The organism is Flavobacterium sp. (assembly GCF_017744675.1).
GTDB lineage: Bacteria > Bacteroidota > Bacteroidia > Flavobacteriales > Flavobacteriaceae > Flavobacterium.
The window spans coordinates 1,187,060-1,212,838 of sequence record NZ_JAGIAV010000001.1 but is presented as its reverse complement, the minus strand read 5'-3'; the positions used below and the strand labels follow the sequence as shown (position 1 = coordinate 1,212,838).

Below are 25,779 nucleotides of genomic sequence, written 5' to 3'. Positions count from 1 at the left end.
AAAAGTTTTTTAATGCAGAAGAACTATTTTGAATGAATTATATTTGTTCAACTCCTTTTGATAACGTAAATAATACATTATGATTACAGTTGAATTACTAGAAAAGTACGGTGTTATAAAAAAAACATATGATAGAAATGATATTATTTTCGAAGAGGGAAATTTGCCACTTCACTATTATCAGATTATTTCTGGCGAAGTAAAAATGAGCAATTATAATGATGACGGCCGCGAATTTATTCAAGGCATATTTTATAACGGCCAATCTTTTGGTGAACCTCCACTATTCTTAAACCAAAAATACCCTGCCAATGCAATTGCTGTCGAAAATGCGGAAATTTTTATTTTACCAAAAGATAGCTTCCTGAAGCTTTTAGAGGAAAATCCAAAAGTTAGCCTTAAAGTAATAGAAAATCTAGCACAGCGATTGTATTATAAATCGGTTATGGCGGCAGAAATATCTACCCATGAGCCCGAGCATCGCGTATTGAAACTGATCGATCACGGAATTGCTTATTTTAATTTTCAGAAAGATAAAAATGGATATCTAATTAATTTTACCAGACAGCAAATTGGAGATTTGACTGGTTTACGAGTTGAAACGGTTATCAGAGCTATAAAAGCTTTGGAGAAAAAAGGCGAATTGAAGATTATAAACCGAAAAGTATACAGATAAAAAAATTCCTGTTTTATGATTAAAGTCATAAAACGCAGCACTATTGTAGTTGTAATTTTGTTGATATAAAAAACTGAATATCATGACACTATATCAAACAACATTCGACATTTTCAATAGAAATTATATGGGTTCTGCTGCAATGGCAGTAATTGGACAAAGCTGTTTAGGAGGCGCTGCAGCTATGTATGTTTTGGCCAACGGAACTTCAATTCCGCAAATGATTCAGCTAGGAATTATTGTATTAGCTTGTGTTTTTGCAAACACTTCTATATTGGCACAAATGAAACATAAAGTAGTTTTCAACCTAATTATGCTAAGTGCATCTTTAAGTTTGTTCTTTATACTGTTAAACAGTTTGATTCTATGAAAAAACAAATAGAAAATAGAGCTGATGTTTCCTTTTTGGTTCATCAGTTTTATGCTAAAATAAGAGCCGACGAAGAAATCGGCTTTTATTTTAATGAAATGATTTCTGATTGGGATGCTCATCTCGAAAAACTGGCTGATTTTTGGGAAACGAACCTATTCGGCGTTCGCAAGTACAAAGGAAATCCTCATGCTGTACACAATGAAGTTGATGCTCATTTTGACGAAAAAATCACAGCGAATGAATTCGGAATTTGGCTCAATCATTGGTTTCAAACCATAGACGAACATTTTGAAGGTGAAAATGCCGACACATTAAAAAGACGTGCAAGAAAAATGAGCACTTTTTTATATATGAGTATGTTTCAGCATAGAAATAAGGAAAGTGAAGTTTAAATATCATTACGAAGAACGAAGCAATCACACTTACTAAATCAATTCTAGTGAAATTGCTTCGTTCCTCGTAATGACTACGCTTTGTGTTTATTTCTCAAAAGCATAAACCAAAGTAAACGTTCCTTCAAAATTATCTGATTTAACTTCCTGATAATGCACATCAAAATCTTTTCTAAGATTGTCAAAATGAAGGCTTGATATCGTTTGGCTTTCGTTTAAAGAAAAATCATCTACGTTGATGTGATCTTTAAAACTAATGCCTTTTTCATTTCTGATTTTAAAGATCGCTTCTTTGGCTCCCCAGATTACGGTAAGTTTTTTAATGTATGCTTCTGTAGATGATGGATCTAAATAATCACATTCATAATCTGTAAATTTATCTGCGATCCTTTGGATTTTTTCACGCTGCAATTCCATATCAATTCCCACTTTTTCATGGCTTATAATAATCGCTGCAAAATGGTACGAATGCGTAATTGAAATATGATTATGACAATTAAAATATGGTTTTCCAAATTCGTCATAATGCAGATCTTTATCAGTAAATCCCATTTCCTGAATCAGCATGCGAACACTTAGAAAAGCCCGCTGATGCATTTGAGACTTCATTCCATCCAATCTCATTTGAGTTTTTTCTTTCAATACAACTTTACTCAACAATTCTTCTAGGGATTCTGTGATTTCCCAAATTAAAATTTTAGTGTTTTCGTCAAATTGTATGGTCTGAAATAAAGGCATTTCTTTTTAATTGTAAATTTATGAATGGTGAATTGTAAATTATTTTCGTTTGAATTTTAAACCATATAAGATAATATAACTCTTGGCTAAAAAACAAGCTAAGTAAATTTAAGTAATTCTTTATAAAAGCGAATAGTTAATAAACCATTTTAAATGAACTTATATCACTTATATGGTCTAAAAACAATTTCTAAACTAACTTTCTATAGATTAAGAAATTAAAGATTTCACAAATCTTACAGAAATTAGTAAAATTAAAAACCTATTACGTAAATTTGCAAAAATTTTACAATATACAAATATACTATAAATGAGTACTACAACTACGCCTTATGTGGCTTATAAAGTAAAAGACATCTCTCTAGCGGCTTGGGGAAGAAAAGAAATTGAATTAGCTGAAGCTGAAATGCCAGGTTTAATGGCACTTCGCGCTGAATATAAAGACGAACAACCATTAAAAGGTGCTCGTATTGCTGGATGTTTACACATGACGATTCAAACTGCTGTTTTGATCGAAACTTTAATTGCTCTTGGTGCAGAAGTTACTTGGTCTTCTTGTAACATTTTCTCTACTCAAGATCAGGCTGCTGCTGCAATTGCTGCTGCTGGAATCTCTGTTTATGCTTGGAAAGGCTTAAACGAAGAAGAATTTGACTGGTGTATTGAGCAAACTTTATTCTTTGGTGAAGATAGAAAACCATTGAACATGATCCTTGATGACGGTGGAGATTTAACTAACATGGTTATTGATCGTTACCCAGAATTGGTTCCTGGAATTAAAGGTCTTTCTGAAGAAACTACAACTGGTGTTCACAGACTTTACGAAAGAGTAAAAGCGGGAACTCTTCCAATGCCTGCAATCAATATTAACGATTCTGTTACTAAATCTAAATTTGATAACAAATACGGATGTAAAGAATCTGCAGTAGACGCTATTCGTCGTGCAACTGACTTAATGTTAGCTGGAAAAAGAGTGATTGTTTGCGGATACGGAGACGTAGGAAAAGGAACTGCAGCTTCTTTTAGAGGTGCTGGTTCTATTGTAACAGTTACAGAAATCGACCCAATTTGTGCTTTACAAGCTGCAATGGACGGTTACGAAGTTAAAAAATTAGATACTGTAATTGCTAATGCTGATATCATCATTACAACTACAGGAAATAAAGATATCGTTGTTGGAAGTCATTTTGAGAAAATGAAAGACAAAACTGTTGTTTGTAACATCGGACACTTTGATAACGAAATCGACATGGCTTGGTTAAACAAAAACCACGGTGCTTCTAAAATCGAAATCAAACCTCAGGTTGATAAATATACTATCGCAGGAAAAGACATCATCATCTTAGCTGAAGGTCGTTTAGTAAACTTAGGTTGTGCTACAGGTCATCCAAGTTTTGTAATGAGTAACTCATTTACAAACCAAACTTTAGCTCAAATCGAATTATGGAAAAACAGTGCAGCTTACAAAAACGAAGTTTACATGTTACCAAAACATTTAGATGAAAAAGTTGCTGCTTTACACTTAGCTAAATTAGGCGTTGAATTGGAAACTTTACGTGAAGATCAAGCAGCTTATATTGGTGTTGAAGTTCAAGGACCTTTTAAACCAGAATACTACAGATACTAATCTATTTTAGATTTAAGATTTCTGATTTTAGACTTTAGATTTCTTCAAATCATATATCAAACCCGACAAGTTTTTAAAACCTGTCGGGTTTTGTTTTTTTCAAGTCTTTTCTAAAAAACATTTCTGACAAAAAATTGCACGTTTACAAATATCTATTTACTTTTAAGTATTAAAATAAGAATCTATTTATCAAATACTTAAACAGTAGAAACTTGAAAAAATCAACTTATTTAATCGTCTTCTTATTTTTACTAAGTCTCCCGCAAATTATTTTTTCTCAGGAAAAAAAACCTAAAGTCGTATTAGTCTTAAGCGGCGGTGGAGCAAAAGGAATTGCACATATTCCGCTTTTGCAGAAACTTGATTCTTTACATATTGTACCAGATCTTATCGTTGGAAATAGTATGGGGAGTATCATTGGCGGTTTGTATGCCATGGGCTATTCTGGAGATAGTATTGAAAAAATGACCAAAAATATAAATTGGAACAAACTCCTTGGCGGAGGCCAATCGCTTCGTGCCGTAAGTGCCGAAGAAAAAAGAGAATTTCAAAGATATCTTGTCGGAATAGGAATTAAAGATGGAAAACTTAATAGCATTGGTTCTCTTTTAAATGATCAAAATCTGAGAGAATATCTATCTGAATTAACCTTCCCTGTTTACAATGTGAAAGACTTTGACAGTCTGTCGATACCTTTTAGAGCAATGGCCACCGATCTGGCTGAAGGAAAAGAGGTTATTTTAAGCAAAGGAAGTTTGGCTTATGCCATGAGAGCCAGTATGTCTTTGCCCGCTATTTTTAAACCAATGCCTTACGAAAAATCAGTATTGGTAGATGGCGGAGTGCTAAATAATTTCCCAACTGATGTTGCCAAACAAATGGGCGCCGACATTATTATAGGCAGTGACGTGGGTGGCGGAATGGAGCCTGTAGATAAACTAAATAATATTATGACCGTATTAATGCAAACCAGCATGTTTCCGAGTAATATTAAGAACCCCGCAAATCGTGATTTATGCACCATATTAGTAGATCATTTACCCAACTTGCGTTTCTCAACAGCCGATTTTGCCGATAGCGACGAAATCTACAAAGACGGAAAAATAGCAACAAACCAAAATCTTCCTGCTTTAATTGCGCTGTCCGAAAAACTAAAAAGATTTCCGCAGCGAAGCCATAAATTGCCCGATATGCTTAAAGAATTTGTTCTTGACACTATCGTCTACAAAAAAATAAGTCCAGAAAACCTTCCTTTAGTAATTGGAAGAGCAAACCTTAAAACTCATGTAAAATACACTACAAAAGACTTAATAGCGGGAGTTAACAGAGCAATGGGCACCAATCTTTTTGAAGAAATCACATACAGTTATTTCATAAAAGACGGAGACAAACTCGGAATTACTTTATTTGGACTTGAACGAGCAAAAAATCAGCTGAATACCTCAGTCCATTACGATACCTATAGAGGAGTTGGAATTATTTTTAATTACACCGGAAGAAACGTGCTGGCAGATGCTTCTCGCCTTCTCATTACTGCCGATATTGCAGAACAGCCCAAAGCCAGAATCAATTATCAGAAGAATTTTGGCGGACATAGAGAATGGTGGTGGATGACTGAAGCTTATGGCGCCTTTTTAAGGCAAGAACTTTATATCAACGGAAACGCATCAGACAACATGCTTTATAATGCTTTTGAATTCAACAATGAAATCAACAGAAATTTAAACTCTCTCAGAAGCTATTTCGGTTTTGGTCTAAACTATCATTTCACTAATATAAAACCAAAGTATGATCGAGAATACAATCCTAACTCTATTTCCATAAACGATTACAATTTCAACAACATCGAGTTCAATATGCATTATTCTTATAATAATATGGATAAAGTATATTTTGCAACAAACGGAACAATTATAAAATCAAATCTAGCACGATCATTCCTTGCCGATATGAACGCTACTTTCTCCGATCCAGCTTTAACACATATTTCTGGCTCAACAAATAATTACACTAAATTTGGTTTTACTTTTGAAAAAAGATTAACTATAAAAAAGAAAATCACAGGAATCGTTGGGTTCGATTCTTATTTTATTTTCCAGGATAAACTTAAAGAAGATCAAATTTCATTTTCAGAATTTGGTTATGCCTCAAAGTATTTCTTGGGCGGAATAATTCCAAGCTCCGGCAGTAATCGCTTTTCATTTGCCGGCCTGCACGAAGACGAACTGAATGTTACACAATACATGGGACTAAAACTTGGATCTCAAGTAAATCTTATCGGAAAAATTTATATAACGCCCCATTTTAATATTGCAACTGTTGGCTTCGGCACTTTTAATAATTATATCGATCATGCATTTAATCCAAAAGGAAATTGGGATGAAAACATCGAATCAAGCCTAGTAATATCAGGCGGAGCTGCAGTTTCTTATGAATCTATTTTAGGACCAATTCATTTTGATGCTTCATGGATAAACAACATCGACAAAGTAAGGCTCTTTTTTAGCGTCGGATTATCACTTAATCCTTAAATATATAGTTTCAGGTTTCAGGTTTCAAGTTTAACTCATAGTTGTTAAACAAATTAAACCTGAAACTTGAAACAAAAAAAATCATTTGGGCGTGCCACCATCTCGATAAGAGGGCAAAAATACTTTGCGTTTATTCGCCCTCTTATCGAGATGCTGTCGGGCTATCCAGGCTACTTCGGTAGCTTCTTCCTATCCCTCACGCTCACGTAGAGCAAAAACAATTTAATTTAACAAGACATTTACAGTTTTTTTGGTTTATAGCTTTAAATTTGAACTTAAAGCCTTTTAAAATTCAAAAAATGATCGAAAAAATTTCCTGTGACATACACGGTTCAAAAGAAATGTCTTTCGCCTGTATCCATATCGCAACGGCAATAGATTCAAAAAATCAGGTTGGTTTCTTTTATTCAGAAGCCGAAGAAGATCTTCCTCAAATTGCTTGGTGCGGCTCATGTGAACAATATCTTTTGGATAATGGCGAAGAATGGACAGAAACTTTTCAGTCTCTAGCCGATTTTAAAATGTTATGCTCTGACTGTTTTGAAGAAGCAAAAAATAACGAAACAGAAATTCATCTCCGATAAATGCATTTTCATGAAAAAGATTTTCACTATTTATATATTCTTCCTTTTTAACTGTTTGACATTTGCTCAAAGCAATGATCTTTGGACTTCATTTCCCAATAAAGACACCACTCTAATCGGATTTAAAGATAAAAATGGAACAATTAAAATTGAACCTAAGTTTACAGGTTATACCATTGCGCGCAAATTCGAAAATATAATCGCTGTCACCGAAGAAGAAAAAGGCAATTGGAAAAGCTATTATTTAACCAAACAAGGAAAAATTGTAGGGCGAGACAGCTTATATGTTTTTGATAATGGCCCAGACTGCGAAAACGAAGGTTTCATCAGATTTACAGATCGTAAAACAGATAAAATGGGAATCTTTGACAGCAGGGGAAAAATTGCAATTCCAGCACAATACAACGCTTTAACCAAAGTAAGAAATGGAATGATTACAGTTTTAAAAGACGCAGAAAAACAACAAGATGGAGAGCACTTTTTCTGGAAAGGCGGAAAAGAATTTTTAATCGACATCAACAATAAAATTCTGATTGAAAATTTCACCCAAAATGACGATTTGAATTTTTATTCTTTAGAAAAATCAAAAACACCTAGCCAAGATCCAACAAGAGACAGTTTCCTTGGAGTTGACGGAGAGTATTATTCATTCCTAAATTTTGATAAAGAATTTAAACATTGGCTGCAAAATAGCTTGCTTAAAGATTTATCCAAAACCAATTTAGAAAAACACTCTTTTGATAAAATCATTTATTGGAAAGAACCGGATGGCTGGAGCGATGCACCAAAAACGAAATTCATCAATCAAAATTATACTTATTTAAAACTAAAACTTCAGGAACTGAAAAATCCAAAGACAGATTACTTTATTTCTTCTGACGGATTAAATCAATTTATTTTTGAATCGGAGGAATACGACATTTATTTCAACAATTGCAACGAATCGAAAGATTGGATTTATCCAACAATGGATATTGTAATCAACCCGAAAAACAAAACAGATCGCGGACAAGATCATTTTGAGTTTTTAAGAACCGAAAACGGCTATAAATTGATCAGTGTTTCTTCTCGAGTAAACAATCTTAAATAATTCTTTTTGGTTTAAAGTTTACCTTTGCAAAAAGTGAACTATGAAAAATTTTCTGTTTTTAGGTCTTGCCATAATCTTCGAAATCATTGCTACTTCAGCGCTAAAAAAGTCTGAAGAATTTACCAAATTATTGCCAAGCATTATTACCGTTATTGGCTATTGCGGTGCGTTTTATTGTTTGAGTTTTGCCATTAGAACCATTCCTGTTGGCTTTGCCTACGCCATTTGGTCTGGAGTCGGCATTGTTTTAATTACAATTGTTGGCGCTATTTTCTTTAAAGAAATTCCAGATTTGCCCGCTATTATCGGTTTGGCATTAATTATTATTGGCGTTATTGTGATTAATGTTTTTTCTAAGACTACGGCGCATTAAGAAATAATGCCACAAAGTCACTAAGACACAAAGCTTTAATTTTTTAATTTTACTAATATTTGAAATTTTCAACTTCGCTCAGGATGACCATAAAATAAAACTTTGCGCCTTTGTGCCTTTGCGGCAGAAAAAAACAAAGCAAGTTTCAGATTTTATACCTTTAAAAACCAATCGATATTTGTATTATAAAAATGGAAAGAAAATGAACATACAAGAAACCATCAATTATAATCGTATCGCTGAAGCTATAGATTATATCAAAGCTAATTTTAAAGATCAGCCCAATCTGGATGAAGTGGCAGAAAAAGTACATTTAAGTCCGTTTCACTTTCAGAGGCTTTTTAGTGAATGGGCAGGAACGAGTCCGAAGAAGTTTCTGCAATACACCAGCATCGAACATGCCAAAAAATTACTCAAAGAAAATCAGGCCACTATTTCTGAAACTGCTTTTGAAACTGGTCTTTCAGGAACAAGCCGTCTTCATGATTTATTTGTAAATATCGAAGGAATGACGCCTGCCGAATATAAAAACGGCGGAAAAAATCTTGAAATCAATTACAGTTTTGCGGAAAGTCCGTTTGGGAATATTGTTGTGGCATCTACTTCAAAAGGCGTATGTTTTATGGCTTTTGCCGAAGATGAAATCACTGGATTTATTGCCCTAAAAGATAAATTCCCGAATGCGCAATTTTCTAGAAAACTAGATTTATCACAGCAAAATGCGTTATTCATTTTCCAAAATGATTGGAGCAAATTATCTGAAATAAAACTGCATTTAAAAGGAACTGATTTCCAGCTGAAAGTTTGGGAAGCCTTGCTGAAAATCCCAATGGGACAATTGTCTACTTACGGTTCTATTGCAAATCAAATCCAGAAACCAAATGCATCTCGAGCAGTTGGAACAGCGATTGGCAGCAATCCTGTTGCGTTTTTAATTCCGTGTCATCGTGTTATTCAATCTTCGGGAACATTTGGCGGTTATATGTGGGGAAAAACCCGAAAAACAGCCATTATCGGCTGGGAAGGCGCACAAATCAATCTTTAAGTTTTTCTGCCACGACTCGAGCGATAGTGAACAGGCGAAGCAATTCACGAATTATTTTTTTTTAATCTATGCGATTATATATTCGAATTATTCGAATAATATTTTGATAAAGTGTTTAAAAAGAAAATTCGTGAATTCGTGGCGAAAAAAAAATCTAAATCTTATGCAAAATATACAATCAAAAATTGCTTCTCAAAATTGGGAAAGCATCACCGAATCTATGCACCAAAATGGCTTTGCTATTATTCCAAATATCCTAAATAATGAGCAATGCGAAGATTTAAAATTCGATTATGATAATCCGAATTTATATCGAAAGACGGTTATCATGGAGCGCCATCGTTTTGGTTTGGGCGAATACAAATATTTCAATTATCCGTTGCCTGATTTAATTCAGAATATTCGATCTTCAATTTATCCTAAATTGGCTCCAATTGCCAATGCGTGGATGAAAGCTCTCAATATTAATACTGTTTTTCCAATAAATCATTCCGAATTATTAAAACAATGTCACGACAATAATCAATTGAAAGCGACAGTTTTAATTTTAAAATATGGAAAAAGCGGATTCAATACTTTACATCAGGATTTGTATGGAGACGTTTATTTCCCTATTCAAATTGTGCTTTTTCTAAATGAACCTGATGAGGATTTTACTGGAGGAGAATTCGTTTTGACACAACAAACGCCCAGAGCACAATCGAAAGCTATTGTTCTAAAACCTAAAAAGGGAGATATTCTAGTTTTTACAACCAATTTCAGACCTGTAAAAGGCTCAAAAGGCTATTATCGCGTGAATATGAAGCATGGCGTGAGCGAGATTCATTCTGGCGAACGACATACGTTGGGAATTATTTTCCATGATGCTATTTCGTAAATATTTTTTTTCGCCACGACTCGAGCGATAGCGAACAGGCGAAGCAATTCACGAATTATTCTTTTACATACTCAATCTTATATTATTCGAATTAATTCGAATAAATAATCGCAAAGATTTTAAAATAATAATTCGTGAATTCGTGGCGAAAAAACAAAACGTTAGATGCACTGCAGTGCGTCTCTACATCACAAAACGTATACTTTTATGATTAATCATCAAAAAATAACCGATTCTGAATTGTTTCGTAAAATTAAAAAAGGCGAAATTTGTTTCGGTGGCAACCAAAAGTTAAAAATCTACGGAACTTTGAAATGTTCTTCTGGAAAAAGAATGAAACGTGAGAATCGCGTTTTCTTTTTATCTGAAAATGAAGCAAGAAAAAATGGCTTCAGACCTTGTGGACATTGTATGAAATTGGAATATCAAAAATGGAAAAATGGACTTATTTAATCCTCAAATAGACGAAACAACTAATCTGCTTCCGAAAGACGGAACGGTAAATTATTATGGAAAATTATTCTCTAGACAAGAAGCCGATTTCTATCGTGATGTTTTATTAAACACTATAGATTGGAAAAATGATGAGGCTGTTATCTTCGGAAAATTAATTTTAACCAAACGAAAAGTAGCTTGGTATGGCGATCAGGAATTTGAATATACGTATTCTAATACAACTAAAAAAGCACTGCCTTGGACTCCCGAACTTTTAGAATTAAAGAAAATCATTGAAGAAAAAACAGGTGAAACTTTCAATTCCTGTCTGTTGAATTTATACCATACTGGTGAAGAAGGAATGGCATGGCATAGTGATGCCGAAAAAGATTTAAGGAAAAATGGAGCAATTGGATCGGTAAGTTTTGGTGCGGAACGCAAATTTGCTTTTAAGCATAAAGAATCTAAAGAAACTGTCTCTATAATTCTAGAACATGGTAGTTTATTGGTTATGAAAGATGAAACACAAACGTTTTGGTTGCATCGTTTACCTCCAACTAAAACGACTCAAAAACCGAGAGTAAATTTGACTTTTAGAACTATTGTGAGATAAAATGCTATTTCTTTTTTGTAGCTACGTTTTCGTACGAACGTATTAAAGCATCTTCAAACATTTCGGGTCTTACTCTCGAAAGTTCAACAATGGTCCAGCCTTGTTTTCCCCATTTGTTTGGAATTTCATAGAAAATCTTTTCGCTTGACGCACAAAAAACCGACTGATCTATTTCGTTTAATTTTAAAACTGCACGATTATTTTTTTCGTCAAAAGTGGCAAAAATCTTCTTTTTGATTCTAAAAGAGGTTTTCTCAAAATGTGGCTCTTCAGTCGCATCTGGAAATGACATTGCTAATTTTCTAAATTCTTCAATTGAAACCATAATTGTCATTTTTTAAGATTAAAGTACTTTTTACCAACCTTGATTCAATCCGTTTTTAAGCACCTCATCGTATTTTTCTTTGTCAAAAGAATATAGGTTTGGAGCTTTGTGTGCTACGTTGCTTTTCTTTTCGTTTAGTTTGGTAAGAATTCCAATGTTAGTGATTTTGCGTAAAAAATTTCGGCGATCGAGCTTTTTATCTAAAATCGTTTCGTATAATTTCTGCAGTTCTGGAATTGTAAATTTTTCTGGAAGCAAACTGTAACCAACTGGCATTAAATTCAATTCTGTTCTTAAAGTGTCTAATGCTTTGTCTAGAATTTCTTTATGATCTAAGATAAGTTCGGGAACTTCTTTATGATCGATCCATTCTACCACTTCATAACCGCTTGCTGGATTTGGAAGAATTTTCGAAAAATCTACCAAGGCATAATATCCAATAGTAACAAAGCGGCGGGTTAGCCATTTTCCTTGCTCTTCTTCAATCTGAAGGTATTCTAGCGTTGTTTTGTCAAAATGCTGATCGTTACGATTTACTTTCCCAAAGGTTGCAAACTGCCTTAAAAAAATCCCATCAACTCCCGTTCTGCTATTCAGTACGGTAATCGCTGCCGTGTCAATATCCTGATCTACCGGAATAAATCCGCCTGGCAAGGACCATTTATCGGCTCGATCGACCTTAATCAATAAAACTTTTAACTGATTGTCGTGAAAACCAAAAATGACACAGTCAATGGAAAGTCCCGGCTGATAATTTTCGCTATTATCTAAAATGTCTTTTAACATCAAATCTTTATAAATGCTTCTTTTAAGAACCCTGCAATTTACTCCATTTTTACAAAACTAAAATGATTTTCAATTAAAATAGAAGTGTTGAATTTACAATTTTAACGAAAATTTAAAATCAAATTTAAAAAAAATAATTACATTGCGTCATAATAACACATTAACAGTTTTAATTGTTAAATATCGAATCTGATACAAAGAAAAATAATGCAACCTGTTTCCATTTTTCTTCAAGTGAGCGTAGAAATTTAAACACAGAAGTTATGATTGCCAATCCTTTAAAAGACATCAATAAGAAAATTAGAACCAAAATATGGTCTTCATTCGGATTTGTTTCGAAAACCTATCTTCTGGAAGAATCTCTAAAGTATAGTGAAGAACAAGAAAGAATTTTCAACGAAATGATTGTTGAAACCGATGTAAAAGACAAAAAAGCAAAGAAAGAAGCTTATGAAAAAGCTTTATATGCCTCTTACAAGGGAATTGGCGCAATGGATTTTATAAATACCGTTTTAAAATAATACCTACACATTTTTGTAATTTATAATGCTTACCTCACTTCGGTGGGGTTTTTTATTATAAATTTTATACTGATGCTACAGAAAATGATTAATTATTAGTTATTTTAGCTGTTTTAAAAGTAAGAATATACCCCTATAGAAAGAATCATGGAAAATATCATCGAACAAGAAAGCTACAAAATTCAAAAACCAGAAAACTGGGCGCCAATAATTACCGACGATCAGCTTATTGACTATATAAAGGAGTCTGATTTTTCTAATAAACAAGTTGAAGAAGGACGTGATTTCTGTTACTTCCTAGATAAAATCTACTATACAAGCGATACAGAAAACAGCGAATATGCGTGTGTTGCATATACGCTTAACGAACCAGCGAATCTAGAAAGCGCTTCTGCAAAAGATGTGATTGTAGAAGAAAATGAAACTTATTTGATACACAGAATCAGTGTCTTGAGAGACGGCGTTTTGATTGATAAAATTAAAGACACAAAAATTAAAGTTCTAGACAATGAAAACCAAAGTGAAGGCGGCGTTTTAAGCAGCAGTAAAAAAGTAAACATTACAATTAAGGATTTGCGCCTATATGATGTTTTAATTACAGAGGATTCTCGCACAAAGGTTTTTACAGATCGTGATTTTATGCGAAAAGAATTCCTGAAATATGTATATGTAACACCAAGCACTTATTGGTCTTACGGCAAGTACAAGTTTTCTTTTATTAATGACAGGAAAGAACCAATTGCATACAAAAAAACATTTTACAGAGATGAAGAAGGAAATGTTCTGGAACCAGAAATCAATCACTTGAAAAAAGGAGAAAGATTTGTAATTGAACAAGAAGACTACATTAACTCTTTTGATTCTAACCGAGAAATTGCTCCTTTCATTGATTTTGCAACAGATCGTAACTGGGTTGATTTGTCTAATTATATTTCTCCTCTTTACGAAGAAATATACAGCAAAGCTTCTTTAACTGAGTTTGCTCCAAAATTGGTAGAAAAATTAGACGCCATTGCAGATCAAGACGAGAAATTACAGTTTGCGATCGATTATGTGCAAAATCACATCTATTATATTTATAATGCTGATGAAATGAATGGGCATAAACCGCAAGAACCATCAGTGACTTATGAAAATAAACAGGGAGACTGCAAAGCAAAATCGGTTTTGCTGAAAGTGGTTTTAGATTATATCAATGTTGATTCTTCTGTCGTTTTGGTTAACTTCAATTCAGATCATTACATTAAATATTACCTTCCGTCGCTATTGACTTTCAATCACGTTATTGTAAAAATCAATTACAAAGGCGAAACGTATTTTGTTGATGCCACTTCGAGAGATGAATTTGGATTGATTGAAAATCGCGGTTACATCTATTTTATGCATTATTTGGAAGTAAAACCAAATCAGGAATTACAGATTAAGCAACCTTATAAATTTCCGTATTACGGCATAAATGAAAAAGCAGATTTTAGCGCTCAAAATAATAAAGGAACATTAAAATTGGTGACGACCTACAAAGGAAATCGCGCCAATTATATGCGTAAATATTTTAAAAACACGAATAAAAGAGAAATAATCGACAGCTGGAATAATTTCTTATTCTATACTTTAAATTATTCGAATGATAGAAATGGAACGGATATTAGAACTATTTTTAAAGATGCAGCGATCGAAATTGTGAGCGATGACAAAAAGCTGAATGAGTTTACCATTCAATACAATGCTTCAATTGAGAATCCGTACTTTACTGATGCTGAAAAAAACCGCTTTTTAATGTATTTTGATCGCAATGTGGTGAAAAATGGTGCACGTGATTTTATGCACACTGACCTTTTATTCTGGCATAATTTTGACAACGAGAAATACGAAATCAACTTATCTACAGATCTAAAGATAGATACTCAGGAGAAATATACAATTCAAGAAAGTACTATTACAAATCCGTATTTTGATTTTACTAGCCGCAAAAAAGTAACTAAAAATAGTGCTTCTATAGTTGTTGATTTTAAACCATTAATCAATTTAGAAATTCCAAGCGAAGATTTTGAAGATTTTAGAAATGCGCATCATGAAATTGCCGACAGTAATTTCGGAGTCGGAATAGATATTATCGAAGAGGGTTTATTGAATATGCTGAAATACAGTTTCAAGAAACGTCTTAAATAAAATTTGACATAAAAAAAACGGGGCTCTTGTAAACTGCCCCGTTTTTTATTTTTAACCCGTTGGGTAAATTTTTTAACACATAGAAACATAGTTTGAAAACTTAAAAAAGGCGTTTCACTAATTTCAATACACATAGACTATGTGTTAAAGCTTGCTTTTTTTGCAATCTTAAACAGAAGCACTAAAATCTATGTTTCTATGTGTTTAAGAATAATTTAATTTACTAATTCAAAATCAGATTTTAATTTAATATCTGCTGATGAGGTTCCGATCATTACTTCGAAGTCTCCTGGTTCAGTAACCCATTCTAATTTATTATTGTAGAATGAAAGTTTTTCTTTGTCGATTGTAAATTCGATTGTTTTAGACTCTCCAGCATTTAATTTCACTTTTTGGAAATCTCTTAATTCTAAAACTGGTCTTACAACAGATCCAAACTTGTCTTTTAGATACAGCTGCACCACTTCTTCTCCCGCAACTTTTCCAGTATTTTTCAATTGGAAAGAAACTTTGATTGTTTCGTTGCTTTTTATTTTCGTTGAAGACAATTTCAAACCAGAATAATCAAACGTTGTATAACTCAAACCATATCCAAAAGGATATTTTGGAGAGTTTTTCAAGTCGATATAAGCCGAAACATAGTTTATTGAATTTTCATCTTTAGCAGGTCTTCCTGTGCTAAAGTGATTGTAATAAATTGGCACTTGCCCCACTTCTCTTGGAAAAGTCATAGGCAGTTTTCCAGATGGATTGTAGTCTCCAAACAAAACATTTGCAATTGCATTTCCAGCTTCAGTTCCTAACCACCAAGTGTATAAAATTGCAGGAACATTATCTGCAGTATAATTAAAAACTAAAGGTCTTCCTGCATTTATTAAAACTACAACAGGTTTTCCTGTCGCCATAACTGCTTTTACCAAATCTTCCTGAACTCCTGGCAAATGAATATCGCTTCGGCTTTTTGCCTCACCGCTCATATCGTGTCTTTCGCCAATACTCAAAATTACAACGTCAGCTTGTTTTGCTGTTTCAACTGCTTCTGCAAAACCGTCTTTATTGTCGCCAGTAACATCACAGCCTTTTGCGTACAATAATTTCGTGTTTTTACCTACTTTATTTTGTAAACCATCCCATTGCGAAACCACCCATTGATCGTATTTTACATCTGGAAGTTCAACAGCCCAAAATCCCATATTGGCTTTGTACTCTTTTACCATTGGTCCGATAAACGCAATTGTTTTTACGCTTTTAGAAATTGGTAAAGTTTGGTTTTCATTCTTCAATAAAACGATGCTTTTCTCTGCCATTTCGCGAGCTGCTTTTCTGTGCTCTGGATTGTTTAAGGCTTTTTCTTCGCGTTTTCCATCACAATATTTGTAAGGATCGTCAAATAATCCTAATTCGAATTTCTTGCGAAGAATACGTCTTACCGCATCATCAACTAAATCAATAGAAACTCTTCCTTCTTTTACTAACTGAGCTAAATTGTAACGATACGCATTGCTTTCCATATCCATATCGCTTCCAGCAGTAATGGCAGAATAAGCCGCTTCTTTAAGATCTTTAGAATAACCGTGAGCTACCATTTCTCCAATCGATCCCCAATCTGAAACTACGAAACCTTGAAAGTTCCATTTTCCTTTTAAGATATCTCTTTGCAAATGCGCATTTCCTGTTGCTGGAATTCCGTTGATATCATTAAATGAATTCATAAATGTTGCTGCGCCAGCATCTAAAGCCGCTTTAAACGGAGGCAAATACGTCTCCAAAAGCATTCTTTCGCTCATATCTACAGAGTTGTAATCTCTTCCTCCCACTCCTGCTCCATACGCTGCAAAGTGTTTTACGCAGGCCATAACCGAGTTTAAATCTCCTAGTTTACTTCCTTGAAAGCCTTTTACTCTTGCGTAAGCAATTTTAGAACCTAAGTAAGTATCTTCTCCTGCACCTTCCATTACACGTCCCCAACGCGGATCACGACCAATATCTACCATTGGGGCAAATGTCCAGTGAATTCCACTTGCGGCAGCTTCTGTCGCGGCAACTCTTGCGCCTAATTCGATTGCCGCCAAATCCCAACTTGCCGCTTCTGCTAAAGGAAGGGGAAAAGTAGTTTTGAATCCATGAATAACGTCTTGCCCGAACAGCAACGGAATTTTAAGTCTTGACTGCATTGCCAATTCCTGATATCCTCTAGTATATTTTGTTCCGATAACATTTAGCATCGAACCAATTAAACCTTGCTTGATCTCGGCTTGTTTGTTTGGATTAATTGTAATTGGCCCTGTTGCCTGATTGTCGCCAGTGTATTGAGTGAGCTGACCGACTTTTTCTTCAATTGTCATTTTCTTCAACAGATCGTTGACTTTCTGATCTATTGACTGCTGCTGCGCCGACGCCATAAGTGAAAGCATAAACAGCGTAATTGTGGTTACTTTTTTCATATTTTAAGTTTTTACCAAACGTAAGTAGCTACTGCTCCAGCGTTTAGTGTGGTTGTGGTTTGTTTCTGGTTGTATTTGATATTAAATGTCTCTGCCGAAGCTCCGTCATTTTCTACAATTAAAACAGTTTGTCCTGATGGAGTTTTGAAAGCCACATTATATAAGTTTCCAGCGATATTACTTGCAATTCTTACTGAACCTTCTGGAACAAATTTAGAAGCATGTCCGATAATGTAATATCCTACCTCTCTTTTGATGTTCTGGTTTTGATCAATCATCAAAGCGCCTTTACAAGTCGAACATCCTCCTGGCGTAAAAGGTTTATAAAACTCATCATTTGCCAATCCCCAAGAAAGTGCATTTTTACTCCAGTTTCTCATAGAACCGATTACTACATTTTTCACGCTCCATTTCAAATCGGTTTCAAAATTGGTTCCTGTTCCTGTATATTGTTCGGTAAAGTACAAATCTTTATTCGGAAATTCATTATGAACAGTTGTCAAAGCGCTAATGTCTCCTTCATACAAGTGAAAAGCTGATCCTGCCACAAACGGATTTGCTTTTGGATCTCTTAAAATCGTTAAAGGATATTCTGGTTTGTTGCAGTTGTGATCGTAAACAATGATTTTGGTTTTAATTCCTGCTTTCGCGAAAGCGGGACCTAAATGATTCCCGACAAAATCTGCCTGCTGTTCTGCCAGCATCAATAAACTCGGATTGTTTCCTGGATGCAACGGTTCGTTTTGAGGTGTAATGGCGTCAATAACAATTCCATGAGATTTCATTGCTTGAATGTATTTAACAAAATATTGCGCGTATACTTCATAATATTTTGGCTGTAAACTACCGCCTTTTGAGCTTCCGTTGTCTTTCATCCAAACTGGCGGAGACCATGGAGAGCCCATAATTTTTATTTTAGGATTTATGGCTAAAATCTCTTTTAAAACCGGAATTACATCGTCTAAATCTGGTCCAAGATTAAAGTGTTCCAGTTTCAAATCGGTTTGTCCTTCTGGCATATCATCATACGAAAAAACTTTTTCATTCAAATCAGATGCTCCAATACTTATTCTTAAATAACTTAACCCAATTGCGTCGTCTTTTCTTGAAAATAATTCCTGAAGTAAAGCTTCTCTTTTTGCCTTATCTAATTTTTTAATAGCTTGAGCGCTTCCTCCTGTTAGCGAAAATCCGAAACCTTCTACGGTTTGAAATTTCTCTGCTGGATTTATTTCAATAGTTTGGTTTGAATTTGTTTCTGAACCAAAAGCCAAATCAGTTTGTTTTTTAAGTTTTGAAGTTTCATCTGTGGTCGTAATCCAAGAAGAAACTTTTCCAGTACTTTTTACAGCATTTGTTGAAGATCCACAGTTAAACTGCATTGCAATTAAAGGCAGCAAAACCAGGATCTGAAGTTTTTTGTTGATGTTTTTCATTTTAATCTATTTCTATTAAGACAGGCAAATGATCTGATGGATATTTTAAATCTTTAGAATCACTTAGCACTGCGTGTTTTTGAATTTTTAGACCGCTATTTTTTGAAATAAAAATATAGTCTAACAATAATGTTACAGGTTCGTTATGCTTGAAATCGTTGAAAGTTCCTGAGGGCCCGAAAGGTTTTTCTATTGAAACATCTTTGGTATCATCCATCACTTTTTTTATTTCTCCAATTTGCGTTGTATTGGGTTCCGAATTGAAATCGCCCATTAAAAATGCTGGATATTTTTTTGTGTTTAATGCCTTTATTTTAGAAAGAACAAGCTGTACGCCTTTTACTCGCGCCTCTTCACCCATGTGATCTAAATGCAAATTGAAAACCCAAAATGTTTTTTTAGTTTTTAAATCTTTAAATAGTCCGTAAGTGCAAACTCTGTTGCATGCTGCATCCCAACCTCTTGAAACTACGTTTGGAGTTTCAGACAACCAGAAAGTATTTGATTGCTCGACTTTGAAACGGTCTTTTTTATAGTAAATCGTACAGGCTTCTCCCAAACCTCCTTCTTCTCTTCCAATCCCGAATCTGTTATAATTAGGCAAAGCCGATGCAATGTCAAGCACTTGATTTGGCGTTGCTTCCTGAACTCCGAAAATATCCGGACTGTAAAAACCGATTTGAGATGTAAAATAATCCTTTCGGTTTGGCCATGCATTTTCTCCATCTGACGCTACATCGAGACGAATATTATATGTCATAATTTTTAAATTCTGACCATAAAATAAGTTCACGGCTAAAAGCAGGAATACTGCAGAAACAAGTTTGTTTATCTTTTTCATGTTAAAAAATTTTAATCTTGTAAAGCTAGTGTTTGCGAGGCTTTAAAGAAAAAAATCTATTTAAAAGTTATGTTAATTATATACTCTTACGTAATCAATTTCATAAGTTGCACTTTTGAAATTTGGATCTACTGCTCCGCCAAAATTTCCTCCCATGGCTAAATTTAAAATCACAAAGAATTTTTGATTGAAAGGAGTTGTGCTTGAGTTTTTGTACGTGTAAAACAAATTATCGTCAACGTAGAATTTGATGTTTTCGGCATCCCATTCGGCAGCATAAATATGGAATTCTGATGTCGAATTTGAAACTGTTGTTGTTTTAGTATCTGGCGTATTTCCTGAACGGCCTGGCGAGTGCAGTGACGAATGAATCACGTTTGGATTGTTTCCAACTGATTCTAAAATGTCTATTTCACCACACAAAGGCCAACCCGCAGTGTCAATATTGTCTCCCAACAACCAGAAAGCTGGCCAAGTTCCGCCACCAGCTGGTAATTTTGCGCGCACTTCGGCTCTACCATACTTAAATGAAAATTTGCCTTTTGTTAGCATTCTTGTAGAAGTATATTGGCTTCCTTGGTAATTTTCTTTGATTGCCGTGATTTTCAAAAGACCACCTTCGATTTTTACATTTTCAGAGCGATTGGTGTAATATTCCAATTCGTTATTTCCCCAACCGTTTCCAGTGCCTAAATCGTAACCCCATTTTGAAGAATCTGGCGCTCCATCTTTATTAAACTCATCTGACCAGATTAATTTTCTTGCTACAAAAATGTTTACCGTTGTAGAAGCATACGTATATTTTACTCCATTGTATGCCGTAACATCAATAGTATAGGTTTTGGTTCCTGGTTGTGTAAACTCATAGGTAAAATTGCTGGTTGTAAACTCTTTTGTTTCATTGTTCACCACAATTTTATAGGACTTTGCATTAGGAGCTTCAATTTTCAAATTAATTTTTCCGCTTCCATCTCCATTTGGCATTTCGGCAGTTTTACCCACTACATCAACTTGTACTGCAATCTTATCTGGAGTTATTGCTCCTGCCGTATCGCTTGAATCATTGTTACTGCTGCAAGATTGAAACACAAACAATAGAATTAAGGTAAAAACTCCTGCTCTATTTACGAGATTAATCATTTTCATCTTTTTATTATTTAAATGGTTTAGTTAATAAATTGAATATCAAGATAAATATTATTTCTCTACTTTTTTGTTTTGCTGCTAACAAAGTCAAAATAGTTCAGATTGAAACCGCCTTTTTCAAATACAGCTTTTACTTTGTTTGAACCCGATTTCAATTGCACATTAGATACTACAACGGTTTTCCATTTATCATTTCCTCCTGTTGCAGGAAGCGAAACTACGGCTGATTTTGCTCCTCCATCAATTTCTAAATACAATTTCCCATTTGCTTTTTCGCTTGAGTAACGAATGGCAACATTGTAAATTCCTTGTTTTGCATCAACGGTGTACTGAATCCATTCTCCATCTTCGATAAATGAGACTTGATAGCCGTTTGAATCTTTTTCTTTACAAGGCAAAATATCAACTCCGTCATTTCTCATGCTGTTTCCGCGATTCCATTTGTCATCCTTTGCTGTTACCGATCTATAATTAACAAAATCAATGTCTGAATAGGCTTTCTCGTTGGTTCCTAAATCGTAATGTGTTGCCGCAATTTTACCTGGAACTGCATTTTTTTTGTAAGGTTTGGTATCGTCTGTCTGCACTTGTCTGAACATTGCATCTATTACATCTGGTTTAACGGCAACGTTTTCCATTTTGTAATTGTCTGCCATTTTCATCAACGTTTTTTTGGCAAGTTCTGGAGTTGGTTTTTGACCGCCATCTCTCCAATATTTCAATAAAACATCGTATTCAGGAATTTTAGTAACCGAAGCCACTCCTGCAATGTTGTCTATTTTTTTCATTGGCCAGAACGCCCAACCAATATTGTGTGATTCAACTAAAGTCAAAACATCTTTAAACCAGACATTAGAGTTTTCTCCGCTTTCTCCCATCCAAATCGGCACATTGTATTTTTCTCTGTACTCTAACATTTTTTCGATGGAAGCTTTGTCGTTGTAATTCCAATATTTGTGAAAACTTAAAGCTAGATTATCATCCCATAGAGGAAAAATTCCGTTGTAGTTGTTTCCCCAGCAGTTTCCTTCAATAAAAATCAAATGGTTGGTATCGACTTCGCGAATGGCTTTTGTAACGGCAACCATTAAATCTCTTATCGGACCGTTTGAATTTTCGTCGCAACCATTTTTATTCGATCCGGTAAAATTCCAATTGGGTTCGTTGATAATATCATATGCTCCAATCCACGGATTATCTCTGTAGCGGGCAGCCAATTTTTTCCATAAAGCAATCATTTTTTTCTGATTGGCTTCACTTTGCCAAAGCGCTGGTTTTGTCGTATCAAAATCTGAAATCGCGGCATCATTTCCTTGTCCGCCTGGAGCGGCGTGCAAATCCAGAATCAAGTGCATTTTATTTTCTGCACACCATTTCAGCAAATTATCTGTCATGGTAAAACCTTCTTGTATCCAAGTGATTTCTCCATTTTTTTCCTGCTCGATTGGTGGCGTATATAGATTATAATGCATGGGAAGGCGAATCGAATTGAATCCCCATTTTGCCAAAGAATCGACATCGCGTTTTGTAATTCCGTTGGCTTTGTAAGCTGCGTAGAATTCTTTTGTTCCTTCTTCGCCAATAACGTCTTGTATTTTTTGTCTAATTTGATATTGCGGACTAGCAAATGGCTGAGTATGCAACATATATCCTTCCTGCACCATCCATCCGCCAAGGCCTAAACCTCTTAAAAGAACATTTTTTCCATTTCCATCCACAATTTTTTGTCCGTCTCTATGCAAGAAACCTTGTCCAAAAGAAGCGATGGAAACGAGAAGCTGTAGCGTTACAATTATTTTTTTCATATCAAAAGGCCTTTAAATTTATTTCCAAGTATAAGTTCCAACTGATCCCGCTTCTAGCGAAGTTGTTACCCATTTTCCGTTAAATTTAATATTGAAAGTTTCTGTTGCAGAACCGTCATTTTCGACAATCAATACTTTAGAACCCGAAGGCGTAATAAAAGCAACATTCTGCAAATTGCCTCCAGAATTACTTTCAATTCTTGTAGATCCCATTGGAACAAATTTTGAAGCATGTGCAATGATGTAATATGCTACATTACGCTGAAAACTATCGCTTGAAGTTATCGTTATCGCACCTTTGCACATGGTACAGCCACCATCTGTATTTGGTCCAAAATTTTGGTTATTAGCTAAGTTCCATTCTAATGCATTTTTACTGTAATTTCTCATTGAGCCTATGATTACATTTCGAAGATGCCATTTTAAATCACCATCAAAATGCCCATCAGATGAAGTCCATTGTTCTGTAAAATATACATTTTTGGTCGGATAAGAATTGTAAACGTTTGTTAGAGCACTAATATCTCCTGCATACAAATGGAAAGCCGATCCGTCTACGAATGGAAAGGCATCTACATCTGCCAAAATTGCTTTTGGGTAATTCGGATTATCACAATTATGATCGTATGCAATAATTTTTACACTCAAGTTTGCCGCTTTAAAAGCTGGCCCTAAACTATTTTTAATGAAACTCGCTTGATCTGCAGCAGACATGTACATGCTTGGATTATTTCCGTCATGCAAAGGTTCGTTTTGAGGTGTTATAGCATCAATTGTAATTCCTTGTGCTTTCATCTGCTGAATGTATTTCACAAAATATTTAGCATATGCATCATAATATTCTGCCTTCAGTTTTCCGCCTTTAAAACTAGCGTTGTCTTTCATCCAAACAGGTGCAGACCAAGGTGTGGCTAAGATTAAAATTTTAGGGTTAATTGCCAGAATTTCTTTTAGCATGGCAATTAGATTTTTGTCTTTTTCTAAGTTAAATTTATCCAGATTTAAATCTGTTTCTCCAACTGCAAGATCATTATATGTATAAGTTGTTGCGCTTAAATCTGAAGCTCCGATACTGATTCTAAGGTAGCTTACTCCAATTGAATTTTCTCCCGAACCAAATAATTCCTGTAACAAAGCAGTTCTTTTGGCAGCATTTAATTGGTTGATAACATCTACGCTTCCTCCTGTCAAAGTATATCCGAAACCGTCAATGGTCTGATATTTTTGAGCGGCATTAATTTCGATATTAGCATAAGCATTTGCTCTAGTATCAAATCCTAGCACTTCGGTTTGTTTTGCCAATAAAACGCTTTGATTGCCTTTTGTAAGCCAAAAATCAACGTCGTTTGTAACCGTTACGGGAGGCGTTACAGGTGGATTTTCTACAGGATCACTAGACGAAGAGCATTTTACTTGAGCCATTACAGCCGCTATGAAGCAAATTGCTTTTATGGTATTCTTTACATTAAATTTCATTTTCTGTGGTTTTTTAGTTAGCTGACAATTATTTTACAATCGTTTGGATAGCATGTGCTGGAATTGTAATTGTCGTTTTTTGTGTTTGACTTTCTAAAGAATAAACAATCTCTTTTTCAGATTGATTCATTACTACAGTAATCAATTGTCCGTCAGAATTTTTAAAAGAAGTGCTTAATAATGACTTGTCGCTTATGGTTTCTAACACTCTTTTTGCATTTGGTCTAATGAATTTTGAGAAATGTCCAATATAATAATACATTGGCGTATAGATTAATTCATCTTTTGTGGTATCGGCATGGATAGGTGCAAAGCAGAAATTTCCAACATGATTTGGCCCACCTTTTTGGTCTAAAAGAATATTCCAATCTGTCCAACCAACTGTTCCATTATTAAAATCATTAGTCATATTGATTCCATAACGCTCTGCATTTCCCCAAAACTGATATTTTGAAGCATCAAATTTTTCGTTACAGCCTTCGGTAAAAAGCAGATTTTTGTTTGGAAATGCTTTATGAACTTCTGCTACAGACTCAAATTGAGGCGGACCTCCGTTCCAAGTTTCATACCAGTGAAATCCAATTCCCCAAGCATACTTCGAAACCGTAGGATCTGAGAAAACAAGATTGGCTCTTTTAGTTAGCATATCTCCGCGATTGTGATCCCAGATAATAACATTTTTAGAACCTAATCCTTCTTTTTCTAAAGTTGGCCCAAGATGATTTTTAAGAAAATCTCTTTCTGCTTCTGGCGTGTAAATACAAGATTCCCAGCTTTGTTTGGCCATTGGTTCGTTTTGAACCGTCAAACCCCAAATTGGAATTCCTTCTTTTTCGTATTCTTTTATAAACTTGGTATAATATAACGCCCAAGCTGGAGCAAATTCAGGCAATAAAACGCCGCCGTGCAAAATATCATTATTGTCTTTCATGAAAGCTGGGGGACTCCATGGGCTAACAAATAAGGTTAGTTTCCCGCCGGCTGTTTCAATTGCTTTTTTGATTAATGGAATTCTATATTTACGATCGTGGTCTATATTAAAAGTTTTTAATTCTTTGTCTCCTTCAGAAACATAAGTATAGCTGTCACTGCTGAAATCACAGCTGTGAATATTTGTTCTAGCCAAAGTATATCCAATACCTTTATTTTTATCGTAATAGGCATTTAGAAATTCCTGCTGTTTTTTTGGCGATAATTTTGCAAAAACTTCTGCGCTTGCATCAGTAATTGCTCCTCCAATTCCGAGGAAAGTTTGATCTGTTTTTTCAGCATCTATAACAATAGATACTGTTGCTTTTTTTTGTGTGTTGTTTGAAATTAAATCATTTGATAATGACAATTTCCAATTTGTGTTTTCGGCAGTAGTAAAAACCTTTATTTTGTTATTTTTTTGAGCTATTATTTCTGTATTAAAACAGCTTACTAGAATAAAGGCAAAGGTTGATAAAAATAGTTGAGAAGTAATTTTCATATTGC

Annotated in this window: 24 protein-coding genes; 14 read left to right on the top strand and 10 right to left on the bottom strand. The window is 34.5% G+C overall.

Annotated features, from left to right (window positions below; genetic code table 11):
* Positions 1–79 precede the first annotated feature (79 nt).
* The 3 genes from J7574_RS05205 (at position 80) to J7574_RS05195 (ending at position 1,441) form a co-directional block, all read left to right on the top strand.
* On the top strand, positions 80–676 hold the full coding sequence (locus J7574_RS05205) for a Crp/Fnr family transcriptional regulator (protein ID WP_290965183.1): 597 nt from the start codon (positions 80–82) through the stop codon (positions 674–676).
* Between the two features lie 82 nt (positions 677–758).
* Complete coding sequence (locus J7574_RS05200) at positions 759–1,046, top strand: hypothetical protein (RefSeq protein WP_290965171.1); 288 nt, start codon at positions 759–761, stop codon at positions 1,044–1,046.
* Positions 1,043–1,441: a group III truncated hemoglobin gene (locus J7574_RS05195; RefSeq protein WP_290965164.1), complete on the top strand. Its 399-nt coding sequence runs from the start codon at positions 1,043–1,045 to the stop codon at positions 1,439–1,441. The genes J7574_RS05200 and J7574_RS05195 overlap by 4 nt, the downstream gene beginning before the upstream one ends.
* An 87-nt stretch (positions 1,442–1,528) precedes the next feature.
* Here the strand turns inward: J7574_RS05195 and J7574_RS05190 are convergent, their stop codons facing one another.
* Entirely contained in the window at positions 1,529–2,179 is a 651-nt protein-coding gene (locus J7574_RS05190) for a 4'-phosphopantetheinyl transferase superfamily protein (RefSeq protein WP_290965160.1), read from the bottom strand.
* A gap of 310 nt (positions 2,180–2,489) precedes the next feature.
* On the opposite strand from J7574_RS05190, the gene ahcY reads away from it, so the two are divergent.
* The 9 genes from ahcY to J7574_RS05145 all read left to right on the top strand — a co-directional run bounded on the left by ahcY (position 2,490) and on the right by J7574_RS05145 (position 11,354).
* Complete coding sequence (ahcY, locus tag J7574_RS05185) at positions 2,490–3,806, top strand: adenosylhomocysteinase (RefSeq protein WP_111426181.1); 1,317 nt, start codon at positions 2,490–2,492, stop codon at positions 3,804–3,806.
* 212 nt (positions 3,807–4,018) lie between these two features.
* Positions 4,019–6,337, top strand: a complete 2,319-nt coding sequence (locus J7574_RS05180) for a patatin-like phospholipase family protein (protein ID WP_290965152.1) — start codon at positions 4,019–4,021, stop codon at positions 6,335–6,337.
* A gap of 299 nt (positions 6,338–6,636) precedes the next feature.
* Positions 6,637–6,921 carry a hypothetical protein gene (locus tag J7574_RS05175; protein WP_290965150.1) on the top strand — a complete coding sequence of 95 codons (285 nt, stop codon included), beginning with the start codon at positions 6,637–6,639 and terminating at the stop codon, positions 6,919–6,921.
* 10 nt (positions 6,922–6,931) lie between these two features.
* On the top strand, positions 6,932–8,011 hold the full coding sequence (locus J7574_RS05170; RefSeq protein ID WP_290965145.1) for a WG repeat-containing protein: 1,080 nt from the start codon (positions 6,932–6,934) through the stop codon (positions 8,009–8,011).
* A gap of 40 nt (positions 8,012–8,051) precedes the next feature.
* Positions 8,052–8,384 carry a multidrug efflux SMR transporter gene (locus J7574_RS05165; RefSeq protein WP_290965135.1) on the top strand — a complete coding sequence of 111 codons (333 nt, stop codon included), beginning with the start codon at positions 8,052–8,054 and terminating at the stop codon, positions 8,382–8,384.
* Positions 8,385–8,586: 202 nt separating this feature from the next.
* Positions 8,587–9,429, top strand: coding sequence for a methylated-DNA--[protein]-cysteine S-methyltransferase (locus J7574_RS05160; protein ID WP_290965131.1), 843 nt, complete (start codon positions 8,587–8,589; stop codon positions 9,427–9,429).
* A gap of 163 nt (positions 9,430–9,592) precedes the next feature.
* Positions 9,593–10,306, top strand: coding sequence for a 2OG-Fe(II) oxygenase (locus tag J7574_RS05155; protein WP_290965126.1), 714 nt, complete (start codon positions 9,593–9,595; stop codon positions 10,304–10,306).
* A gap of 207 nt (positions 10,307–10,513) precedes the next feature.
* Positions 10,514–10,759, top strand: coding sequence for an Ada metal-binding domain-containing protein (locus tag J7574_RS05150; protein ID WP_276378724.1), 246 nt, complete (start codon positions 10,514–10,516; stop codon positions 10,757–10,759).
* On the top strand, positions 10,746–11,354 hold the full coding sequence (locus J7574_RS05145; RefSeq protein WP_290965122.1) for an alpha-ketoglutarate-dependent dioxygenase AlkB: 609 nt from the start codon (positions 10,746–10,748) through the stop codon (positions 11,352–11,354). The genes J7574_RS05150 and J7574_RS05145 overlap by 14 nt, the downstream gene beginning before the upstream one ends.
* A 4-nt stretch (positions 11,355–11,358) precedes the next feature.
* On the opposite strand, the gene J7574_RS05140 is transcribed toward J7574_RS05145, so the two are convergent.
* Both J7574_RS05140 and J7574_RS05135 read right to left on the bottom strand, forming a co-directional pair.
* Positions 11,359–11,679 carry an MmcQ/YjbR family DNA-binding protein gene (locus J7574_RS05140; RefSeq protein WP_290965118.1) on the bottom strand — a complete coding sequence of 107 codons (321 nt, stop codon included), beginning with the start codon at positions 11,677–11,679 and terminating at the stop codon, positions 11,359–11,361.
* Positions 11,680–11,709: 30 nt separating this feature from the next.
* Positions 11,710–12,465, bottom strand: coding sequence for an NUDIX hydrolase (locus tag J7574_RS05135; RefSeq protein WP_290965116.1), 756 nt, complete (start codon positions 12,463–12,465; stop codon positions 11,710–11,712).
* A gap of 263 nt (positions 12,466–12,728) precedes the next feature.
* Between J7574_RS05135 and J7574_RS05130 the strand changes: the two genes are divergently transcribed.
* Positions 12,729–12,986, top strand: a complete 258-nt coding sequence (locus tag J7574_RS05130; RefSeq protein WP_290965114.1) for a hypothetical protein — start codon at positions 12,729–12,731, stop codon at positions 12,984–12,986.
* 147 nt (positions 12,987–13,133) lie between these two features.
* Positions 13,134–15,155 carry a hypothetical protein gene (locus J7574_RS05125; RefSeq protein WP_290965109.1) on the top strand — a complete coding sequence of 674 codons (2,022 nt, stop codon included), beginning with the start codon at positions 13,134–13,136 and terminating at the stop codon, positions 15,153–15,155.
* A gap of 215 nt (positions 15,156–15,370) precedes the next feature.
* Here the strand turns inward: J7574_RS05125 and J7574_RS05120 are convergent, their stop codons facing one another.
* From J7574_RS05120 to J7574_RS05090, 7 genes are all read right to left on the bottom strand, one after another.
* A complete protein-coding gene (locus J7574_RS05120) occupies positions 15,371–17,599 on the bottom strand; it encodes a glycoside hydrolase family 3 N-terminal domain-containing protein (RefSeq protein ID WP_290965105.1) in 2,229 nt (742 codons plus the stop codon).
* An 11-nt stretch (positions 17,600–17,610) separates the two neighbouring features.
* Entirely contained in the window at positions 17,611–19,035 is a 1,425-nt protein-coding gene (locus tag J7574_RS05115) for a glycoside hydrolase family 30 beta sandwich domain-containing protein (protein ID WP_290965101.1), read from the bottom strand.
* Position 19,036: 1 nt separating this feature from the next.
* Positions 19,037–19,876, bottom strand: a complete 840-nt coding sequence (locus J7574_RS05110) for an endonuclease/exonuclease/phosphatase family protein (RefSeq protein ID WP_290965096.1) — start codon at positions 19,874–19,876, stop codon at positions 19,037–19,039.
* A 72-nt stretch (positions 19,877–19,948) separates the two neighbouring features.
* A complete protein-coding gene (locus tag J7574_RS05105; protein ID WP_290965091.1) occupies positions 19,949–21,022 on the bottom strand; it encodes a glycoside hydrolase family 16 protein in 1,074 nt (357 codons plus the stop codon).
* 59 nt (positions 21,023–21,081) lie between these two features.
* Complete coding sequence (locus tag J7574_RS05100; RefSeq protein ID WP_290965090.1) at positions 21,082–22,827, bottom strand: cellulase family glycosylhydrolase; 1,746 nt, start codon at positions 22,825–22,827, stop codon at positions 21,082–21,084.
* Between the two features lie 18 nt (positions 22,828–22,845).
* Positions 22,846–24,303: a glycoside hydrolase family 30 beta sandwich domain-containing protein gene (locus tag J7574_RS05095; protein WP_290965085.1), complete on the bottom strand. Its 1,458-nt coding sequence runs from the start codon at positions 24,301–24,303 to the stop codon at positions 22,846–22,848.
* 28 nt (positions 24,304–24,331) lie between these two features.
* Positions 24,332–25,774: a glycoside hydrolase family 30 protein gene (locus J7574_RS05090; RefSeq protein WP_290965083.1), complete on the bottom strand. Its 1,443-nt coding sequence runs from the start codon at positions 25,772–25,774 to the stop codon at positions 24,332–24,334.
* Positions 25,775–25,779: the final 5 nt, after the last annotated feature.

Coding starts and splice junctions, on each gene's coding strand:
- J7574_RS05110 (WP_290965096.1), bottom strand. CDS start 19,876: ATGAAAAAGATAAACAAACTTGTTTCTGCAGTATTCCTGCTTTTAGCC.
- J7574_RS05160 (WP_290965131.1), top strand. CDS start 8,587: ATGAACATACAAGAAACCATCAATTATAATCGTATCGCTGAAGCTATA.
- J7574_RS05100 (WP_290965090.1), bottom strand. CDS start 22,827: ATGAAAAAAATAATTGTAACGCTACAGCTTCTCGTTTCCATCGCTTCT.
- J7574_RS05095 (WP_290965085.1), bottom strand. CDS start 24,303: ATGAAATTTAATGTAAAGAATACCATAAAAGCAATTTGCTTCATAGCG.
- J7574_RS05200 (WP_290965171.1), top strand. CDS start 759: ATGACACTATATCAAACAACATTCGACATTTTCAATAGAAATTATATG.
- J7574_RS05105 (WP_290965091.1), bottom strand. CDS start 21,022: ATGAAAATGATTAATCTCGTAAATAGAGCAGGAGTTTTTACCTTAATT.
- J7574_RS05090 (WP_290965083.1), bottom strand. CDS start 25,774: ATGAAAATTACTTCTCAACTATTTTTATCAACCTTTGCCTTTATTCTA.
- J7574_RS05150 (WP_276378724.1), top strand. CDS start 10,514: ATGATTAATCATCAAAAAATAACCGATTCTGAATTGTTTCGTAAAATT.
- J7574_RS05115 (WP_290965101.1), bottom strand. CDS start 19,035: ATGAAAAACATCAACAAAAAACTTCAGATCCTGGTTTTGCTGCCTTTA.
- J7574_RS05140 (WP_290965118.1), bottom strand. CDS start 11,679: ATGGTTTCAATTGAAGAATTTAGAAAATTAGCAATGTCATTTCCAGAT.
- J7574_RS05130 (WP_290965114.1), top strand. CDS start 12,729: ATGATTGCCAATCCTTTAAAAGACATCAATAAGAAAATTAGAACCAAA.
- J7574_RS05125 (WP_290965109.1), top strand. CDS start 13,134: ATGGAAAATATCATCGAACAAGAAAGCTACAAAATTCAAAAACCAGAA.
- J7574_RS05195 (WP_290965164.1), top strand. CDS start 1,043: ATGAAAAAACAAATAGAAAATAGAGCTGATGTTTCCTTTTTGGTTCAT.
- J7574_RS05175 (WP_290965150.1), top strand. CDS start 6,637: ATGATCGAAAAAATTTCCTGTGACATACACGGTTCAAAAGAAATGTCT.
- J7574_RS05155 (WP_290965126.1), top strand. CDS start 9,593: ATGCAAAATATACAATCAAAAATTGCTTCTCAAAATTGGGAAAGCATC.
- J7574_RS05120 (WP_290965105.1), bottom strand. CDS start 17,599: ATGAAAAAAGTAACCACAATTACGCTGTTTATGCTTTCACTTATGGCG.
- J7574_RS05165 (WP_290965135.1), top strand. CDS start 8,052: ATGAAAAATTTTCTGTTTTTAGGTCTTGCCATAATCTTCGAAATCATT.
- J7574_RS05135 (WP_290965116.1), bottom strand. CDS start 12,465: ATGTTAAAAGACATTTTAGATAATAGCGAAAATTATCAGCCGGGACTT.
- J7574_RS05205 (WP_290965183.1), top strand. CDS start 80: ATGATTACAGTTGAATTACTAGAAAAGTACGGTGTTATAAAAAAAACA.
- J7574_RS05190 (WP_290965160.1), bottom strand. CDS start 2,179: ATGCCTTTATTTCAGACCATACAATTTGACGAAAACACTAAAATTTTA.
- ahcY (WP_111426181.1), top strand. CDS start 2,490: ATGAGTACTACAACTACGCCTTATGTGGCTTATAAAGTAAAAGACATC.
- J7574_RS05145 (WP_290965122.1), top strand. CDS start 10,746: ATGGACTTATTTAATCCTCAAATAGACGAAACAACTAATCTGCTTCCG.
- J7574_RS05170 (WP_290965145.1), top strand. CDS start 6,932: ATGAAAAAGATTTTCACTATTTATATATTCTTCCTTTTTAACTGTTTG.